Origin of the sequence: Corallococcus exercitus, assembly GCF_042231735.1 — a bacterium.
In the GTDB taxonomy this organism is placed as follows: Bacteria; Myxococcota; Myxococcia; order Myxococcales; family Myxococcaceae; genus Corallococcus; species Corallococcus exercitus_B.
In genome coordinates this window covers 2,942,857-2,960,394 of sequence record NZ_CP102577.1, presented here as the reverse complement: position 1 = coordinate 2,960,394, position 17,538 = coordinate 2,942,857, and the positions used below count along the sequence as shown (strand labels likewise).

The window sequence follows — 17,538 nt, the reverse complement described above, 5'->3', positions numbered from 1 at the left end:
TCCTCAGAGCCGCCCGCGCGCCTTCACGTCCAGGTACACGTTGAGTGCAGCGGCGCCGAAGCCGCGTGCCGGTGCGCGCACCACCAGCGCCCCCGCGTCGCGCAGCGTGGTGGCGGTGCGGCGGTACTCGGCCTCCATGCGGGAGGCGGCCTGGCGCGCGTAGGCGGAAGGGGCGTCGCCGGGCACGTCGGTGGCGGCGGCCTCCAGGTCCTCGTCCAGCAGCGACGCGACGACGGGCAGGTGCCGGGGGCGCAGGGCCAGCGTGCGCGTGAGGAGCGCGGCGGATGCGTCCGGGTCCACCAGGTCGGTGAAGAGCACCACCAGCGCGCGGCGCGTCTGGCGGGCGAACGCGAAGTCGAACGCGCGGCCGTAGTCGCTCTCCTCCAGGCCGGCCTCCGCGCGGTAGAGGGACTCGGTGATGAGGCGCAGGTGCTCCGCGCCCTTTCGCGGAGGCAGGAAGGCGCGCACGTCGCTGGCGAACGCGAGCACGCCCACCACGTCCCCCGCGTCCAGGCTCACGCGTGCCAGCCGCAGCGCCGCGTCCACCGCGTGGTCCAGCTTCCTGCGCCCCTGCACCCGGCCCGCCATGTGGCGGCCGCAGTCGAGGAGCAGCAGCACCGGCTGGTTGCGCTCCGGCTGCCACGTGCGCACCAGCGTGCGGCCATGGCGCGCGGAGGACTTCCAGTCGATGTGGCGGTAGTCGTCGCCGGGGCGGTACTCGCGCAGCGATTCGAACTCGCGGCCCTCCACCGACTTGCGAAGGAGCGTGCGCGCGGACACGGCCTCCGACGCGCGCGCCAGCGTCAGCGCCTCACGCGACAGGGCGCTCAGGTCCGGATACACCTTCACGTCCCGGGCCGCGGGCAGCTTCACCTGCCGCGAGCACAGGCCCAGGGGGCCCATCAGGCGCAGGTTCACGTCGCCGAAGCGCGCGTCGCCGCGAGCGGGGGGACGCACGCGGTACGTCAGCCGCGTGGCCGCGCCGCCCGCCTCCAGGGAGAAGGGCTGCCGGTGCCCGTGGCTCTCCACGTCCAGGGGCGGCTCGTCGCGAAGCTCGCCGCGCACGGGCAGGTCCGTGCGCGACCGCAGCTCCCAGCGCACGGCGTTGTCCACGCCGGAGGAGAGGATGGGCTCCACCTCGCGGTGGGCCTCGAGGTCACGGGCGTGCGGCGCGCGCACGAAGTCCACCGCGCACAGGAGCAGCACGGCCACGTCCACCGCGAGCGCCAGCCACCCGAAGGCGGGGCTCGCCACCGCGAGCGCGGCGGGCACGAGCGCTCCGGCGAACAGCGCCACGGCGAGGCCGCTGGGGACGGGACGCCCAGGGCTCACCGGGGCACTCGCACCCGCTCGAGCATCTGCTTGAGCACGTCGTCCGCGGTGACGCCCTCCACCTCCGCCTCGGCCTTGAGGAGGAGGCGGTGGTTGAGCACGCCAGGCGTGACGGCCTTCACGTCGTCCGGGGTGACGAAGTCGGTGCCCCGCAGCGCCGCCGCCGCCTTGGCCGCCGCGAGCAGGGCCTGCGCGGCGCGGGGGCTCGCGCCCAGCCGCACGCGGGGGTGGGCGCGGGTGTCGCGCACGAGCTGCACGACGTACTGGAGGATGGAGTCGTCGCACGCGACGCGGGCCGCGCGGTCCTGCAGCTGCGTCAACGTGGCGGCGTCCAGCACGCGGGCCACGCCGGGCGGCCGGCCCTCGCGCTGGTGGAAGGCGCGGAGCAGCGCCGTCTCGGAGTCCCCGTCCGGGTAGCCCACGCGCACGCGCATGAGGAAGCGGTCCAGCTGGGCCTCGGGGAGGGGATAGGTGCCCTCCAGCTCCAGCGGGTTCTGCGTGGCGACGACGAAGAAGTGCGGCGGCAGCGCGTGCGTGACGCCGTCGATGGTGACCTGCCGCTCCTCCATGGCCTCCAGGAGCGCGGCCTGCGTCTTGGGCGGCGTGCGGTTGATTTCATCCGCGACCAGGACCTCCGTGAAGACGGGGCCCTTCATCAGGCGGAAGGTCTGCGACTGCGGCTGGAAGACGTTGGTGCCCAGGATGTCCGCGGGCATCAGGTCCGGCGTGAACTGCACGCGGGAGAAGGACAGGCCCAGCGCCCCCGCCATGCTGCGCGCGGTGAGCGTCTTGGCGACGCCGGGCACGCCCTCCAGCAGCACGTGGCCGCGCGCGAGGAAGGCCGTCACCAGGTCGGCCAGCACGCGGGGCTGGCCCACGACGGCCGAGCCCAGCGCGTCGAGGAGGCGGGAGAGGGGCGTGGCGTCGGACATGGTGGCCGGCGACGGTAGCCCGCCTCCCGTCCGGCGAGGCAGCGAAATCCTCGCGGCCCTAGTCCTGCTGGCGCTTCAGCCCCATCAGGCCGCCCAGCACCGCGATGACGCCGCCGAGGATGCCCAGGAAGCAGCCGATGCTGGGCGACGAGTTCATCATCTCCGAGTTGCCGAGCGGCGACGGCACGAGGGTGGTGTCCGAGGAGAGCTTCAGGAACACCAGCGACCACACGAGGGTCACCACGCTGCAGAACATCTGCGCGCCCCACGGCAGCATGGGGTTCACCCAGGTCATCACCTGACGCGCGCGCAGGCCCACGAAGACCATGGTCGCGATGGCGAAGAGGAAGGAGATGAACCCCAGGCTGATGAGGCCCAGGAAGTCGCCGTCCGCCGCCGTCTCCTTCCACGGGATGAAGCAGGAGAGCACCACCAGCGCCGCGCCCCAGAACGCGATGCGGTCGCCGCCCTCCAGCTCGCGCAGGAACGAGCGCGCGTCATCCAGCAGGACCTCCGGATCATCGATGGGGGAGCGGGTGGCCTCCAGCTCACGCGCCTCGCGGGACCAGGGGTCCGCCACCGCGTCGCCGGCGTCGTCCTCTTCCTCGACCGGCGCGGGGGCCGGTGCGCGGCGGGCGGCCGGGGCCCGTGCGGGAGCGGCCTTGGCGGCGCCGCTGCCCGCGCGCGACGGAGCACGCTGGGCCTTCTCCCGGGCGATGTCCTCCATGCTGCGCACGTTGGTGGCGTCGTCGCTGGGCGGGGGCGCGGCGGGGCGGGGGCCGGTCCTGGCGCGGGCCGGGGCAGGGCGCGCACGGGGCTCCGGCGCGGCACGGGCCGCGGGCGGGCGCGAGCGCGGCGGAGGGCCGACCCCGGTGCTCTCGTCATCGCCGGAGTCTCCCTCGTCCCCGGCTCCCCCAAGGAAGGACTGGTCGATGATGTAGTCGCAGTTGGGGCAGATGGCGGTGTCGTCCGCGACCTTGCGATTGCAGCCTGGGCAGTTCAGGGCCGGTGCTCCGGGAGGGGGGAAACGGCCCGGCATCTTCCCGGCCCCGGCGCGCGGCTGTCAAACCTGTTCAGCGCCATAACCCCTGGATTTTCGCGGGGAATTGACCTAGCCCCGCAGCCATGGCCCGCCTGCCCGCCGCAGTGTCCGCCGGATTCCTCCTCGTGAGCGCCTGTGCCCACACGGTGCCGCCGCCCGCTCCGCCGCCAGAGACGCCCGCGCGGGTGATGGCGCGCATCCAGGACTGGGAGGACCGGCGCTCGCTGGGGGGCGGTGAGCTGGTGCGGCTCGCCACCTCCGCGCCGGAAGTGGCCGTGCGCGTGCGGGCCCTGCGGGCCCTGGCGCGCATCCAGGACGTGGCCACGCTGGAGGCCGTCATCGCGGGCCTGACGGCGCCGGACAAGGCCGTGCGCGACGAGGCGGCCTTCGCCGCGGGCGAGCTGGCGCTGTCGTGGGAGCCGCTGCCGGAGGACGCACGGACGGCGCTCACCGGAGCGCTGGTGCGCGCGGAGGCCTCCGAAGCCGACGGCTGGGTGCGCATCACGCTGCTGGAGTCCCTGGGCAAGCTGGCCACGCCCGGCGCGGTGGAGGTGCTGACCGCCCGCCTGACTCCGGCGAATGGCCCCTGGTCCGAGGCCGCGGCGACGGCGCTGGGCGTGGCGGCGCGCAAGGCGGGAGCCGCGGCGGTGGCGAGCGTCCCGCTGGATGCCATCCGCGCGCTGTTGAAGCCCCGCGAGCGCATCGAGGTGAACCTCGCCGGGGCGTACCTCCTGGCGACGGCGAAGCGGCCGGACTCCGTGGAGACGCTCCGCTCCTGTCTGGCCAACCCGCACCCGGATGTGATGGCCCTCTGCGTGAAGGGCCTGGGCGACCTGGGCAGTCCCAGGGACACGATGGCGCTGAACATGATGCTGGGGGACGCCACGCCCCGCGTGTCGGCGGAAGCGGCGCGTGCGCTGGCGAAGCTCGCGGCGAAGTGCGAGGCCGGTGCGCCTTGTGATCCGCTCCTCGCCCTGGAAGGCCAGGGGCACCGGGCGAAGCGGGTGGCGGAGGGGAAGGCGGCGCAGGGCCATGCGTTGCTGGCGGTGGCGCAGCAGGGACTTCCGCTCCACGGCCGGCCGGTCCTGTCGCGCTTGCGGAGTGCCCTCGCCGAAGCCGACCGCGTCGCCGTCTCCGACGAAGCCCACGCGGACCTCGCCTGGCTGGACTGCCGGTTCGCGGCGGCGATGGACCGGCAGCAGGGCACGTTGGAGCAGGTGCTCCAGTGCGGCTATGGCCGCGTGCCCGAAGCCCGAAGGCTCGCCCTCGGACTCCATGAAGTGGCCTTGTTCAAGGGCGCGCCCACCGCCGCCTCGAAGCCGGGCGAGGCCAGCCCGGCGGTGCCCGGCGCGGCGTTCGCGGTGCCCTACCTGGACCACGCCAGTCCCCTCGTGCGTGGCGCCGCGCTGGACGCCCTCTCCGAGCGCCCCGTGCCCGAAGCGATGGCGCCCGTGCGCGCGCTCATCGGGGGAGGCGACGCGGTGGTGGCGGGGCTCGCCGCGGCCACCGCCGGCAAGCTGAAGGACGCCGGTGCGCTGCCCGCCTTGGAGGCCCTGGCCGATCGCGTCCCCAAGGAGCCGGACCTGGCGGAGGCGGTGGCGGGCGCGCTCGTCGCGTTGCAGGGCCGCGCCGCGGAGCCCCGCCTGCGCGAATGGCTGACCCATCCGCACGCCAACGTGCGCCGGGTCGCGGCCGAGTCCCTCACGACGCTCACCGGCAGCCCCGTCCGCTCCGGCCGCGTGGAGCTGCCCGCGGACACCTACCGTCCGCCGGCCGCGCCCGCCGGGACGACGCTCACGCTGCGCACGCGCAAGGGCGACGTCACCGTCCTGTTGGATCCGGACGCGCCGCTCACGGGCGGCAACCTGGTGGCGCTCGCGAAGCAGGGCTACTTCCGGGGCATCACCTTCCACCGCGTGGTGCCGGACTTCGTCGCGCAGGGCGGAGACCCGCGCGGAGACGGGGAGGGCGGTCCCGGGCACTCCATCCGCTGTGAGATGACGCGCCGGCCGTATGCACGGGGCACGGTGGGGATGGCGCTGTCGGGCAAGGACACCGGCGGCAGCCAGTTCTTCTTCACCCACTCACCGCAGCCGCACCTGGACGGCCGCTACACGGCCTTCGGCGAAGTCGTCAGCGGCATGGACGTCGTGGATGCGCTGCTGGAGGGCACGGTCATCGACGACGTCATCGTCGGAACCCGCGCCCCCTGAGAAGCCCCTCGCGCGTCAGGCTCCGGACGCGCGCGCGGGCATCGGCTCGCCCTGGGCGTTGAGCTTGCCGCCCGTCCAGCGGTGGCTCTCCGCCTCTTCCATCACCTCCACCTCGCGGCGGATGCGGGCCCACTCCGTCTCCGGCAGGCCGAGGAACGCCTCCGCGAGCGCCGGGTCGAACTGCGTCCCCGCGCAGCGGCGGACCTCGTCGCGCGCCACGCTCATGGGGCGCCCCTTGCGATAGGGCCGGTCGGAGGTGATGGCGTCCAGCGTGTCCACGAGGCAGAAGATGCGCGCGCCGATGACGATCTCCTCGCCCTTGAGCCCCAGCGGATAGCCCTTGCCGTCCCAGCGCTCCTGGTGCTGCAGGACGATGAGCGCCGCCTCGTGCAGGTAGGGCATCTTCGCCAGCATCCGGTAGCCGAACTCCGGGTGCTGCTTCATCTCCACCCACTCATCCGGCGTGAGGGGGCCGGGCTTGAGCAGGATGGAGTCCCGAACTCCAATCTTCCCGATGTCGTGCAAGAGCGCGCCCTGTTCCACCACGTCCAGTGCCGGCCCGCTGAGGCCAATCTCCTGCGCCAGCCGCCGCGCGTACAGCGACACGCGACGCGAGTGCCACTGCGTCTCCGTGTCCCGGTAGTCCAGCGCGCTGATGAGCCCGTCCAGGAGCCCCGTGGTGCGCTCGATGACCCGGCGCTCCAGGTCCATGTTGATGGCCAGGAGCTCCGCGTTCTTGTCCGCCACCTCGCGCGTCAGCCGCTCGTTGGCCGCCACCAGCCGGTGGTGCTCGAAGGCCTGCCGGATGCTGCTCGTCAGCTCGCTCAAGGCCCACGGCTTGCCCAGCAGCCGGAAGACCTCGCCCCGGTTCACCGCCTCCGACGCGACCTTGAAGTCCGCCGCCGCCGTCAGCATCAAGCGCACCGCGCGCGGGTTCTTCTCCCGGAGCGCCGACAGGAGCTCGATGCCGTTGAGGTACGGCATCATGAAGTCCGTCAGCACGACGTCGAACCCCTGCTCCCGCGCCGCCACCACCGGGTCGCTGTGCATGACGACCTCGTAACCCTCCGCCTGGAGGATCCGGGACAGCGCCGCGAGGATGAGCACGTCGTCGTCCACCACGAGGATTCGGGCCATGGGCTGATACGCTCCGAGCGAGTGGGCTGCGTTTTTTCTCAGAGTCTTATAGCCGGTCCGGGGACGGCCAGACAGGCCCCCCCAAGCTTTCCAGTGCCGCTAAACTGCCGGAATTCTTGAAGTTTCCCTCAAACAGGAGGTCGCCGGACTCCACGTCCTGCTTGCCTGCCCGTCGAGCCGTGTTCTATGGTGGCCGCCTACCCGACGTAAATGGCTGTAACCCCTTGGAATTCGGGAGCAATCTCCGATGGCTAGAGCCCCTGATGGGCCGGTGCCGGTGGTGGTGATGGGGCTGGGGTTCATCGGGCAGGAGATTGCCAGGGCGGCCCTGTCATCCCCCGAAGTAGAGCTCATGGGCGCGGTGGACTCGCAGCCCTCCCTGGTGGGACGTCCCCTGGGGGACGTGCTGGGGCAGGCCGGGCCGCGCTTCAAGGTCGCGGACACGCTGGAGCGCGCCGTGGGGCGCCGCAAGGGCGTGGTGGTGCTGCACGCCACCAGCTCCCGGCTGTCCCAGGTGATGGATCAGCTGCTGGACGCGCTGAAGCTGGGCCTGCCCGTCGCCAGCACCTGCGAGGAGCTGGCGTTCCCGCACCTGAAGTATCCGGAGCTGGCGGAGAAGCTGGAGCGCGCCGCGCAGAAGGCGGGCGTCGCCATCGTGGGCACGGGCGTGAACCCCGGCTTCGTCCTGGACCGGCTGGTGGCCACCGCCGGGCAGGTCTGCGGCCCCGTGCGCAAGGTGCTGGCCAGCCGGGTGGTGGATGCCCGGACGCGCCGTGAAGCCCTGCAGCGCAAGGTGGGCGCGGGCCTGACGGAGGAGGAGTTCTTCGACCTGGTGGACCGCGAGGAGCTGGGCCACGTGGGGCTGGTGGAGTCCGCGGCGCTGGCGGCGCTGGGGCTGGGGCTGGACTGCGACGACTTCGAGGAGGAGGTCGCACCCGTCTTCGCCGAGGAGGAGATCACCGGCGGCGCATTTGTCGTGAAGAAAGGCCGCGTCGCGGGCATGTTCCAGTCCGTGGTGGGTTTGGAGGAGGGGCAGGAGCGGGTCCGCCTGGAGCTGACCATCGCGGTAGGGGCGGACAACCCACGGGATCGCATCGAAATCGACGCGGATCCCAGGCTGGTGCTGGAAATCCCGGGGGGAGTGGCGGGCGACCGGGCCACCGCGAACGCGCTGGTGAATGCCGCGCCACGTTTGACGGCCGCGGAGGCAGGGCTCCTGACGGTGCTCGAGCTTCCGGCAGGCCGCTGAAGGTTCATCAGGAGAGGGAAATGCTGGACAAGAACGCGATTGGCCGCGCCTCGCCGCCGACGCTCAACGAGGTGGAGAAGGGCGCCATCCGGCGCTTCGCCGAGGCGATTGGCGACTACAATCCCATCTACTACGACGAGGAGTACGCCCGTGCTTCGGGCTACCCCACCATCGTCGCGCCGCCCACGTTCCCCGCGTCGTTCCATTCCGCCGCGGACCTGCGGGAGCTGCTGGGGGTGGGCATCAAGAGCCTGCTGCACGCCGAACAGGGCTTTGACTACGAGCGGCCCATCTTCGCGGGGGACCGCATCTACGTGTCCACCCGCGTGTCGGACGTCTTCGAGCGGCCGGGCATGTCCGGCAAGATGGACATCGCGGTCATCGAGGACGAAGGCCGGGACGAAGAGGGCAACCTCGTCTTCCGCGCCCGCCGGACCCTCGTGGTGCGTGCCGCCAAGGAGAACGCCTGATGCCCGCGCGCAAGCTCTACTTCGAATCCATCCGCGTCGGTGACGAGCTGCCGGCGCTGGCCAAGGCCCCGGTGGACCGCGTCCAGCTGTCGCGCTACGCGGGCGCCTCCGGCGACTACAACCCCGTGCACGTGGACGAGCTCTACGCCAAGAGCGTGGGCATGCCGTCCGTCTACGCCCCCGGCATGCTCGTCATGGGCATGCTCGGCCAGCTCATCAGCGACTGGGCGCGCGGCGGGCAGCTGCGGCGCTACAACGTCCGCTTCATCAAGATGGTGTGGCCGGGCGACACCGTGGTCTGCAAGGGCCGCGTGAGCGACCGGCACGGCTCCGGCGGCCGGTACTTCGTCGAAATCGACCTCTGGGCGGAGAACCAGAAGGGCGAGCTCGTCATGAAGGGCGGCTCGCAGATTCAGCTCTTCTACTCGCTGGAGGACGAGAACCGGCAGCGCTCCGGCCAGTCCCCCATCGTGGTGGAGGTGCCCCGCGAGAGCCTGGTCGTCCCGGCCCCCGCCACCCCGGAGGCCGCCTCCAGCGCGCCGCCGTCCGCCCCGGAGCGGGACCGCGACGAGGATGACGAGGACGACGAGGAGGCGGACGAGCCCCGCGCCGGAGCCTCGTCCAAGAAGACCGCCCCCCGGGAGAAGCCCGCCGCCAAGACGGCGTCCCTCCCGGCCGCGAAGAAGGCCAAGAAGTAGGCGTTCCAGGACGAAATCCCGCGTTCGGGCAGGGCAGCTTTCGACCGCTGCTCAACGCGGGGTGTCATCTTGGGTTGACTCAAAAATCAGTCGACGCCACACTTCCTGCGTCACATGGGCCGCTGACCCTTTCTTTTTCCCGCCCTGCGGGAAGCAAGCAGGCAGCGAGCCCCCACGCAGGAGTGGGCCATGTCCGCCGGCATCAACACCTACAAGACCGACCTTCGAGAGATCTTCTTCACGCTGTTCGAGCAGTTCGGCTTCGGCCAGGTGGCGGGCCAGGCGCCCTACGACGCCTGGGGGCCGGACGAGGCGAAGGCGGTCCTCACGGAGACGTACCGCTTCGCGCGCGAGGTGCTGGGGCCCCTCAACTCGGTGGGTGACCGCGAGGGCTGCCGGGTGGAGAACGGCTCCGTCTTCACGCCCAAGGGCTTCAAGGACGCGTGGGGCAAGCTCTACGAGCAGGGCTTCAAGACGGTGGCGGTGAGCCCGGACCACGGCGGCCAGGGCGCGCCGATGATGCTCCAGGTGACGGTGGAGGAGATCCTCTCCGGCGCCAACACGGCCTTCAACATGTACCCGGGACTGGCCTTCGGCGCGGCGGAGGTCATCGCCGAGTGCGGCACGCCCGCGCAGCAGAAGCAGTTCGTGGAGCGCATGCTCAACGGCACGTGGGGCGGCACCATGTGCCTCACCGAGCCGCACGCCGGCTCCGACGTGGGCGCGGCCAAGTCCACCGCGCGCCGCAACGCGGACGGCACGTACAACATCCGGGGCACCAAGATTTTCATCTCCGGCGGCGACCACGACATGGCCGGCAACATCATCCACCTGGTGCTCGCGCGCATTGACGGCGCGCCGGTGGGCACCAAGGGCCTGTCGCTGTTCATCGTCCCCAAGCTGCGCATCAACGCGGACGGCTCCGCGGGCCAGCCCAACGACGTCACCGTGGCGTCCATCGAGCACAAGATGGGCATCAACGGCTCCGCCACCTGTGTCCTCAACTTCGGTGAGAACGACGCGTGTCTGGGCGAGCTCGTGGGCACGGTCGAGCACGTCGGCATGAGCCAGATGTTCAAGATGATGAACGGCGCGCGCATCGCCGTGGGCATCCAGGGCGTGAGCCTGGCGTCGGCCGCGTACTACAACGCGCTCGACTACGCGAAGGACCGCAAGCAGGGCTCCCACTTCACCAAGTGGAAGGACCCGTCCGCGCCGCGCGCCTCCATCATCGAGCACCCGGACGTCCGCCGCATGCTGCTGGACATCAAGTCGCACGTGGAGGGCATCCGCGCGCTGATCATCAAGCTGGCCATGCACCTGGACAAGGCGAAGCAGCTGGCGGGCAAGGACGACGACGCGGCCAGCTACCACCGCGGCCAGGTGGAGGTGCTGACGCCGCTGGTGAAGTCCTACGGCTCCGACCAGGCCTTCCGCCTCTGCGCGCAGGCCATCCAGGTGTACGGCGGCGCCGGCTACATCCAGGACTACCCGGTGGAGCAGTACACGCGTGACTCGAAGATCTTCTCCATCTACGAGGGCACCAACCACATCCAGGCCATGGACCTCGTCGGCCGCAAGATGGGCCAGGCGGGCGGCGCGCACTTCCAGCAGTTCATGGGCGACGTCGGCAGCTTCGTGGAAGCGCACCGCGAGCACCCGGTGCTGGGCGAGGCCGTGAAGACGCTGGCCGGCGCGCAGGAAGGCCTGATGTCCAGCGCGATGGCGCTGTTCGGCTGGTCGCAGGACCAGGGCCGCTTCCCGCTCATCCCGCTGTCCGCCAACCGCTTCCTCAACATGATGTCGGAGGTGGCCGTGGGCTGGCTGCTGCTGGACGCGGCCGTCATCGCGGAGAAGGCCGCCGCCAGCGTGAGCGCGGACCACCCGGACAAGGCGTTCTACGAGGGCAAGAAGTTCAGCGCCCTCTGGTACGCGCGCAACGTGCTGCCCAACGTGGAGTACGCCGCGCGCCTCATCGCCACCGAGGACACGTCCCCCATGGACATCACCGACGCGGCGTTCGGCGGCGTCTGAAGCCCGGCTTGAAGCCCTGAAATGAAGAAGGCCCTCCGGCACGTGGTGCCGGAGGGCCTTTGACCTTTCGAGCGCCTATTCGCCGTCGCGCACGCCGATGGCGAGCTGCGCGAGGCCGGCCTTCTTCGCCAGCTCCATCACCTGCACCACGGTGCCGTGGGGGACGCCTTCGTCCGCCTGCACGATGACCACGGTGTCGGGGTTCTGGTTCTTCGCGGCGTCGAAGGCCTGCTTCAGTTCCGCCTCCGCGACGACGTTGCCCGCGAGCACGAAGCGGCCGTCCGCGAGCACCGCCACGGACAGGTCCGTCGTCTTCGCGGTGACGTCCGCGGCGCCGCCCTTGGGCAGGTTCACCTTGAGGCCCGCCTTGGCGCCGCCCCCCGGGCCCTGCTGGGTGATGACCGAGCTGGTCACCATGAAGATGATGAGCAGCACGAGCATCACGTCCGTCAGCGGCGTGATGTTGATCTCCGCGAAGCCCGCGCCCTCCACCTCGTCGTCGCCCGAGCCGGGCGTCTTTCCCATGGCCATGGTGGGCGTCTCTCCTTACGAGGCGGGCTGCGGATCCGGCCGCGGGGCCGGGGGCGTGGCGCTCTCGCGCGAGGGCGTGGCGTCCGGCAGGGGCCCGCCGGCGGCGCGCTCCTTGAGGACCTCCACGAACTCGTCGCCCAGCAGGCGCAGCTCCACCAGCACCCGGGACAGCCGGGCCTGGAAGTAGTTGTAGAAGACCATCGCCTGCACGGCGACGAGGATGCCCACGGCGGTGGCGACGAGCGCCTCGGAGATGCCCATCATCACGGCCGCGGAGCCGCCGGTGCCGCCGGCCTCCACGTCCACGCCCAGGTCCTTGAACGAACGCATGATGCCGGCCACGGTGCCGAAGAGGCCCACGAAGGGCGTCGTCGAACCGATGGTGGCGAGCAGCCACAGGTTGCGCCGCAGCTTGAGCCCCACCTGCGCGCGCTCGCGCTCCACGGCGGACTCAATGCCGTTGCCGCCGGTGGAGCGCGAGCGCTCCCAGCGGTCGAAGCCGGCGAGGAAGATGTCGGCCGCCACGGCGTCGGAGCGCTCGGCGGCGGTGCGGGCGGCGGCCACGTCCCCCCGCAGGAGGTGCTTCTGGACGATCTCCCCCAGGTTGCGGGAGCGCTCGCTCACACCCCAGAGGGCGATGAGCCGCTCGATGGCCACGCCCAGGGCCACCACGGAGGCGCCCAGGAGGAGGGCGAGGGTGACGCCGCCCAGGCGAAGGTAATGAAGTAGATCGTTCAGATTCATGATGGATGACCGGGCAGGCGGCCCTGGCTCACACTAGGACATATGAACCGCGCAGCCGCCGCAATCTTCCTGGCCCTCCTCTGTTCGGCCTGCCCCAAACGCCTCGAGTTCGGTCCAGAGGGACGCATCGAGGACGCCCAGACGCTCTACCAGCACGTGCGCGAGCGGCAGGCGAAGGTCGTGAACCTGGAGGGCGACGCCAAGCTGCACGTCGACTCGCCCCAGGGCAGCGGCACGCTCTCCGCGTACCTCTCCATCACCCGTCCGGCCCTCATCCACCTGGAGACGTACGACTTCTTCAACCGCCCGGTGGCCTCGCTCGTCTCCGACGGTGAGCGCTTCGGCGTCTACCAGGCGCGGGAGAACACATACCTCCAGGGCCCTGCGAGCGCGGAGAACGTGTCCCGCTTCCTGCCCGTCGTCCTGCCGAGCGAGGAGCTGGTGGCGGTGATGCTGGGCCAGGTCCCCCTCCTACCCCCGGAGTCCATGACCCTGGAGCTGGACGAGCAGGAGCGGGTGTACGTGCTGAAGCTCCAGCGGGGAGCCGCGACGCAGACACTCCGCGTGGATCCCAAGCACCTGCGCGTGGTGAAGAGCGAGGTCCGGGGCGTGCCGGGCTACGACCTGGCGTTCGAGGACTTCGAGCCGCGCGGCGACCAGCTCTTCCCCGGCAAGGTGCACCTCATCGCCTCCACGGCGGACACGAAGCTGGACCTGAAGTACACGGACATCCGCCTCAACGGCCGCCCGGACCTGACGCTCTATGAGCTGGGGGCGCCCGAGGGGGCCCGGGTGGTGGACGTCGACGCACGGGGCCAGGAAGTCCGCTCGGGGGGGCCGGTGTCGCCCCCGCCCCCCGCGCCGGGTTCCTGAGCATCCAGGCGTCGAAAGGCAGCACACCGGCGCAAACCGGGTACTATGGCGCGCACGACATGGCACAGATCAAGCTCGGAGAACTGCTGATCAAGGCGAACGTCCTGCAGGAGAGCCAGCTCAAGGCGGCGCTCGCCGAGCAGGCCAAGTGGGGCGGGAAGCTGGGCGAGATCCTCGTCCGCATGAACCTCGTCTCCGAGGACATCCTCGTGCGCGCCCTGTCGAAGCAGCTCGGCATGCCGGCGGTGAACCTGGACGCCGTGCAGATGGTGCCGCCGCACGTGAAGGCGAAGATTCCCGCGCAGACGGCGCGCGACTTCTCCGTCGTGCCGCTGCAGCTGCGCGACGACGGCAAGACGCTCGTGGTCGCCATGTCGGACCCGCTCAACGTGCGGGTGCTGGACGAGCTGCGGGCCCTGTCCAAGTGCCGCATCGTGGCCAACGTGGCGGGGCGCACCTCCGTGGCGCGGGCGTTCGCGCGCCTCTACGAGGAGACGGCGGAGCTGGAGGACGCGGACACCAACTTCAAGGTGGTGGACGCGCAGGGCCGCACCGTCGTGAAGAACCTGAAGGACCTGGACCCGGCCGCCGCCGTGGCCATGTCCCCCAAGCCCGCCGCCGCGCCCCCGGCCCGGCCGCCTCCCCCCGCGGAGCCTCCCCGTCAGGCGGCCTCCGGCAGCCCCGCGGAGCTGCTCAAGAGCGTGGAGGAGGTCCAGCGCAAGGAGGTCGCGGCGCTGAAGGCCATGGTGGAGCTGCTCATCGAGAAGGGCGTTTTCTCCCGCGAGGAATACCTCGCCAAGGTCAAGCGGTAGCCCCCGGCCATGCGCAAGAAGATTGGTGAACTCCTCGTCCAGGCCGGAGTGGTGACGGACGAGCAGGTGAAGCAGGCCCTGGCCTCCGGGCGTCGCGGCCAGGGCCGCAAGCTGGGCGAGGTGCTGGTGTCCATGGGCCTGTGCACCGGCCGGGACATCGCGCGGGCGCTGGCGGCGCAGCACGCGCTGCCGTTCGTGGAGATCCCCGAGTACATCCCGCACGGGGTGTCCTCGCTGGTGTCCATGGACTTCCAGAACGAGCACCGGGTGCTCCTCTTCGCGTCGGAGCAGGAAGGCCGCAGTGAGCGGATCCACGTCGCGGTGGAGGACCCGGGCAACCTGACGCTGGTGGACGAGCTGCGCTTCCAGCTGCGCAAGCAGCTCAAGGTGTTCGTCGCCGCGCCGGATGACATGGAGCAGGCGCTCGCGCGCGGCCGGGGCGAGCCCCTGGACATCGTGGAGGCTGAACCGATGGACATGGACGAAGACGATTCGCCGGACATCCTGCCGCCGCCGCCTCCCGCCGCCGCGCGGCCCCCGGCGCCGCCGCGCCCGCCCGCGCCGCCGGCGCTGGACTGGGACCTGCCTCCTCCGCCGCCGCACGACTCGGGCGTCGACGGCGCGGAGGTGCTGGAGGACATCCTGGGCTCCAAGCCCCGTCCCAAGGCCCCGAAGCCCCCGCCGCCTCCTCCCGCCGCGGCCCGGCCGCCGCCCCCGCCGCCCTCCGAACCGGAGGACCCGAGCAAGCCGCGCGTGCCGGTGGTGCTCTTCGGCGGCGCCGCGCAGGGCTCGAAGCCGTCCGTGGCGCTCACGCCCAAGCCGGACTTCTCCGAGGAGGACCTGGCGGTGCTGGACGACATCGACCGCATCTCGCGCGGCGAGGAGGCCAGCCTGGACACGGAGAAGGTGAAGCCCGCGCGCATGGTCGCGAGCCTCATCCGCCTGCTCATCCGCAAGGGGCTCATCCAGGAGGCGGAGTTCCTGGAGGAACTGGCCCAGAAGTGACCGGCGTCGCGCCGTCCCCCGGGGCTCTTGTAGACGCCCCGGCCCCGCTGTTGGACGTGCGGGGGCTCGTCACCCAGCTGTCGCTCCCGCGCGGCACGGTGCGCGCGGTGGACGGCGTGTCCTTCACCGTTCCTCCTGGCGGCACGCTGGGGGTGGTGGGGGAGAGCGGCTGCGGCAAGAGCCTCACGGCGCTGTCGGTGATGCGGCTCGTCCCCCAGCCGCCCGGCCGCGTGGTGGGCGGCGAGGTGCGCTTCCGGGGCGAGGACCTGCTGGCCCTGCCGGAGAAGCAGATGCGGCGCGTGCGCGGCCGGCACGTGGCCATGGTCTTCCAGGAGCCCATGACGTCGCTCAACCCGGTGTTCACCGTGGGCGAGCAGATTGGCGAGGGCGTCCGGCTGCACCTGGGCGCCACCCGCGCGCAGGCGCGTGAGCGCGCGGTGGAGATGCTCCGGCAGGTGGGCATCCCCGCGCCCGGCGAGCGCGTGGACGCGTACCCGCACCAGCTCTCCGGCGGCATGCGCCAGCGCGTGATGATCGCCATGGCGCTCGCGTGCGACCCGGCGCTGCTCATCGCGGACGAGCCCACCACCGCGCTGGACGTCACCATCCAGGCCCAGATCCTGGAGCTGCTCAAGCGCCTCCAGGCCGAGCGCCGCATGGCGGTGATGCTCATCACCCACGACCTGGGCGTGGTGGCCGGGAGCTGTGACGCGGTGGTGGTGATGTACGCGGGCCGCATCGTGGAGCAGGCCCCGGTGCGCGAGCTGTTCGCCCGGCCCGCGCACCCGTACACGGCGGGCCTGCTGCGCTCCATCCCGTCGCTGCACGACGCGGGCGCGGCGGTGGAGGGTGGACGCCAGCGCTTGAAGGCCATCCCCGGCATGGTGCCGTCGCTGGGCGCGCTGCCGTCCGGGTGCGCGTTCCGCGACCGCTGCGACCGCGCCACCGAGCTGTGCGCCCGCGTCACGCCCGCGCTGGAGCCCAAGCGCGGAGCCCAGTCCGCCGCCTGCCATCACCCGGTGCCCGCGCCATGAGCGAGCCCCTGGTCCAGGTGCGCGACCTGAAGGTGCACTTCCCGGTGAAGGGCGGCTGGCTGGGCCGGACGCGCGGCACGGTGCGCGCGGTGGACGGCGTGTCCTTCGACGTCGCCCGGGGCGAGACGCTGGGCCTGGTGGGGGAGAGCGGCTGCGGCAAGAGCACCCTGGGGCGCGCGGTGCTGCGCCTCATCGACCCGACCTCCGGCTCCATCCGCGTGGCCGGGCGCGAGCTGACCGGCCTGTCGCAGCGCGAGCTGCGGCCGCTGCGCCGGCAGATGCAGCTCGTGTTCCAGGATCCGTACGCGTCGCTCAACCCGCGCATGACGGTGGGGGACATCCTCGCGGAGCCCTTCGCCATCCATGGCCTCGCGAAGGGCAAGGCGCGCGAGGACGAGGTGCTGGCGCTGCTGGACGCCATGGGGCTGCCCCGCGAGGCGCGGCACCGCTACCCGCACGAGTTCTCCGGCGGCCAGCGCCAACGCATTGGCATTGCACGTGCCATCGCGTTGCGTCCGGACCTGGTGGTGGCGGACGAGCCCATCAGCGCGCTGGACGTCTCCATCCAGGCGCAGATCGTCAACCTGCTGGTGGACCTGCAGCGCGAGCGCGGGCTCACCTACGTCTTCATCGCGCACGACCTGAAGATTGTGGAGTACGTGTCCACGCGCGTGGCGGTGATGTACCTGGGGCGCATCGTGGAGGTGGCGCCGTCGCGGGCGCTGTACGCCGGGCCTCGCCATCCGTACACGCAGGCCCTGCTGTCCGCGGTGCCGGTGCCGGATCCGGAGCGTCCCCGCGCGCGGCTGCTCCTGCCGGGAGAGCCGCCCTCGCCCCTGTCGCCGCCGACCGGCTGCGCGTTCCACCCGCGCTGCCCCCATGCGATGGAGCGCTGCCGGCGCGAGTCGCCGCCGCTGTATCCGCTGGGCGGAGGCCACGCCGCGGCGTGCTTCCTGGCGGAAGGGGATTCGCGGAACGCGCAGGAAGGGACTTCTGTTTCCGCGTCCGCGGGAGGTGCCGGTGTTCTGGCTCAGCCATCATCACCCGGATGAGTACAACCGCACGTACGTGCTCGCGGGCGTGCGCGTGTGCGCGCGGTGCCTGGGCACGTACCCGGTGCTCGCCGCCGTGTTCCTGGGGCTGTTCGCGCTGAAGGCGCCGCTCCAGTGGGAGCGGGACGTGCCGGTGGTGCTGGCCCTCACGCTGCCCGCGCTGGTGGACTGGGCGGTGGGACGCTTCCGGCCCGCGTCCGGTTCCAACTGGCTGCGCACGCTGACAGGCGTCCTGTTGGGGGTGGGGCTTGGCCGCTCGCTGTACGTGCACGTGCAGCGCCCGCTGCCGGCGGTGCTGCTGGCGCAGGCACTTCTGGTGACAGGGGTGGCGGTCCCTGTCATTCTCGCCACTTACCGGCGGCCACGGCCGGAATAGACCT

At 71.8% G+C, this 17,538-nt stretch carries 17 protein-coding genes; 11 read left to right on the top strand and 6 right to left on the bottom strand.

Translation table 11 applies throughout. The annotated features are described in order from the left end of the window. Positions 1-3: 3 nt before the first annotated feature. Genes NR792_RS11185 through NR792_RS11175 form a run of 3 tightly spaced genes read right to left on the bottom strand, consistent with a single transcriptional unit; the run spans position 4 to position 3,303 of the window. The gene (locus NR792_RS11185) at positions 4-1,332 is read right to left on the bottom strand and encodes a DUF58 domain-containing protein (RefSeq protein WP_375760049.1); all 1,329 of its coding nucleotides are present in this window, start codon (positions 1,330-1,332) and stop codon (positions 4-6) included. After that, on the bottom strand, positions 1,329-2,264 hold the full coding sequence (locus tag NR792_RS11180; protein ID WP_375760048.1) for an AAA family ATPase: 936 nt from the start codon (positions 2,262-2,264) through the stop codon (positions 1,329-1,331). Before NR792_RS11180 ends, NR792_RS11185 begins: the two co-directional genes overlap by 4 nt. Before the next feature lie 58 nt (positions 2,265-2,322). After that, positions 2,323-3,303 (bottom strand): hypothetical protein, encoded by a 981-nt coding sequence (locus NR792_RS11175; RefSeq protein WP_375760047.1) that lies wholly within the window; start codon positions 3,301-3,303, stop codon positions 2,323-2,325. A gap of 86 nt (positions 3,304-3,389) precedes the next feature. Between NR792_RS11175 and NR792_RS11170 the strand changes: the two genes are divergently transcribed. After that, positions 3,390-5,519 carry a peptidylprolyl isomerase gene (locus NR792_RS11170; protein WP_375760046.1) on the top strand — a complete coding sequence of 710 codons (2,130 nt, stop codon included), beginning with the start codon at positions 3,390-3,392 and terminating at the stop codon, positions 5,517-5,519. Positions 5,520-5,534: 15 nt separating this feature from the next. Here the strand turns inward: NR792_RS11170 and NR792_RS11165 are convergent, their stop codons facing one another. Next, positions 5,535-6,656 (bottom strand): HD domain-containing phosphohydrolase, encoded by a 1,122-nt coding sequence (locus tag NR792_RS11165; RefSeq protein ID WP_375760045.1) that lies wholly within the window; start codon positions 6,654-6,656, stop codon positions 5,535-5,537. Positions 6,657-6,903: 247 nt separating this feature from the next. Here NR792_RS11165 and NR792_RS11160 point away from each other — a divergent pair, with 247 nt between their 5' ends. From NR792_RS11160 to NR792_RS11145, 4 genes are all read left to right on the top strand, one after another. Then, complete coding sequence (locus tag NR792_RS11160) at positions 6,904-7,905, top strand: dihydrodipicolinate reductase (protein ID WP_375760044.1); 1,002 nt, start codon at positions 6,904-6,906, stop codon at positions 7,903-7,905. Between the two features lie 20 nt (positions 7,906-7,925). Next, a complete protein-coding gene (locus NR792_RS11155; protein ID WP_014397671.1) occupies positions 7,926-8,375 on the top strand; it encodes a MaoC family dehydratase N-terminal domain-containing protein in 450 nt (149 codons plus the stop codon). After that, complete coding sequence (locus NR792_RS11150) at positions 8,375-9,073, top strand: MaoC family dehydratase (RefSeq protein WP_375760043.1); 699 nt, start codon at positions 8,375-8,377, stop codon at positions 9,071-9,073. Before NR792_RS11155 ends, NR792_RS11150 begins: the two co-directional genes overlap by 1 nt. A 189-nt stretch (positions 9,074-9,262) precedes the next feature. Continuing rightward, the gene (locus NR792_RS11145; protein WP_375760042.1) at positions 9,263-11,107 is read left to right on the top strand and encodes an acyl-CoA dehydrogenase; all 1,845 of its coding nucleotides are present in this window, start codon (positions 9,263-9,265) and stop codon (positions 11,105-11,107) included. 75 nt (positions 11,108-11,182) lie between these two features. On the opposite strand, the gene NR792_RS11140 is transcribed toward NR792_RS11145, so the two are convergent. Continuing rightward, a complete protein-coding gene (locus NR792_RS11140) occupies positions 11,183-11,638 on the bottom strand; it encodes an ExbD/TolR family protein (protein WP_375760041.1) in 456 nt (151 codons plus the stop codon). A 15-nt stretch (positions 11,639-11,653) separates the two neighbouring features. Continuing rightward, positions 11,654-12,382, bottom strand: coding sequence for a MotA/TolQ/ExbB proton channel family protein (locus tag NR792_RS11135; RefSeq protein ID WP_375760040.1), 729 nt, complete (start codon positions 12,380-12,382; stop codon positions 11,654-11,656). Between the two features lie 42 nt (positions 12,383-12,424). Here NR792_RS11135 and NR792_RS11130 point away from each other — a divergent pair, with 42 nt between their 5' ends. Genes NR792_RS11130 through NR792_RS11105 form a run of 6 tightly spaced genes read left to right on the top strand, consistent with a single transcriptional unit; the run spans position 12,425 to position 17,534 of the window. Beyond that, positions 12,425-13,255: a DUF4292 domain-containing protein gene (locus NR792_RS11130; RefSeq protein ID WP_375760039.1), complete on the top strand. Its 831-nt coding sequence runs from the start codon at positions 12,425-12,427 to the stop codon at positions 13,253-13,255. A gap of 59 nt (positions 13,256-13,314) precedes the next feature. Then, complete coding sequence (locus NR792_RS11125) at positions 13,315-14,067, top strand: hypothetical protein (protein WP_375760038.1); 753 nt, start codon at positions 13,315-13,317, stop codon at positions 14,065-14,067. A gap of 9 nt (positions 14,068-14,076) precedes the next feature. Next, complete coding sequence (locus NR792_RS11120; protein WP_375760037.1) at positions 14,077-15,072, top strand: hypothetical protein; 996 nt, start codon at positions 14,077-14,079, stop codon at positions 15,070-15,072. Continuing rightward, positions 15,069-16,106, top strand: coding sequence for an ABC transporter ATP-binding protein (locus tag NR792_RS11115; RefSeq protein ID WP_375760036.1), 1,038 nt, complete (start codon positions 15,069-15,071; stop codon positions 16,104-16,106). The genes NR792_RS11120 and NR792_RS11115 overlap by 4 nt, the downstream gene beginning before the upstream one ends. Beyond that, positions 16,103-17,158, top strand: coding sequence for an ABC transporter ATP-binding protein (locus NR792_RS11110; RefSeq protein ID WP_375760035.1), 1,056 nt, complete (start codon positions 16,103-16,105; stop codon positions 17,156-17,158). Before NR792_RS11115 ends, NR792_RS11110 begins: the two co-directional genes overlap by 4 nt. After that, a complete protein-coding gene (locus NR792_RS11105) occupies positions 17,127-17,534 on the top strand; it encodes a DUF2085 domain-containing protein (RefSeq protein ID WP_375760034.1) in 408 nt (135 codons plus the stop codon). Before NR792_RS11110 ends, NR792_RS11105 begins: the two co-directional genes overlap by 32 nt. Positions 17,535-17,538: the final 4 nt, after the last annotated feature.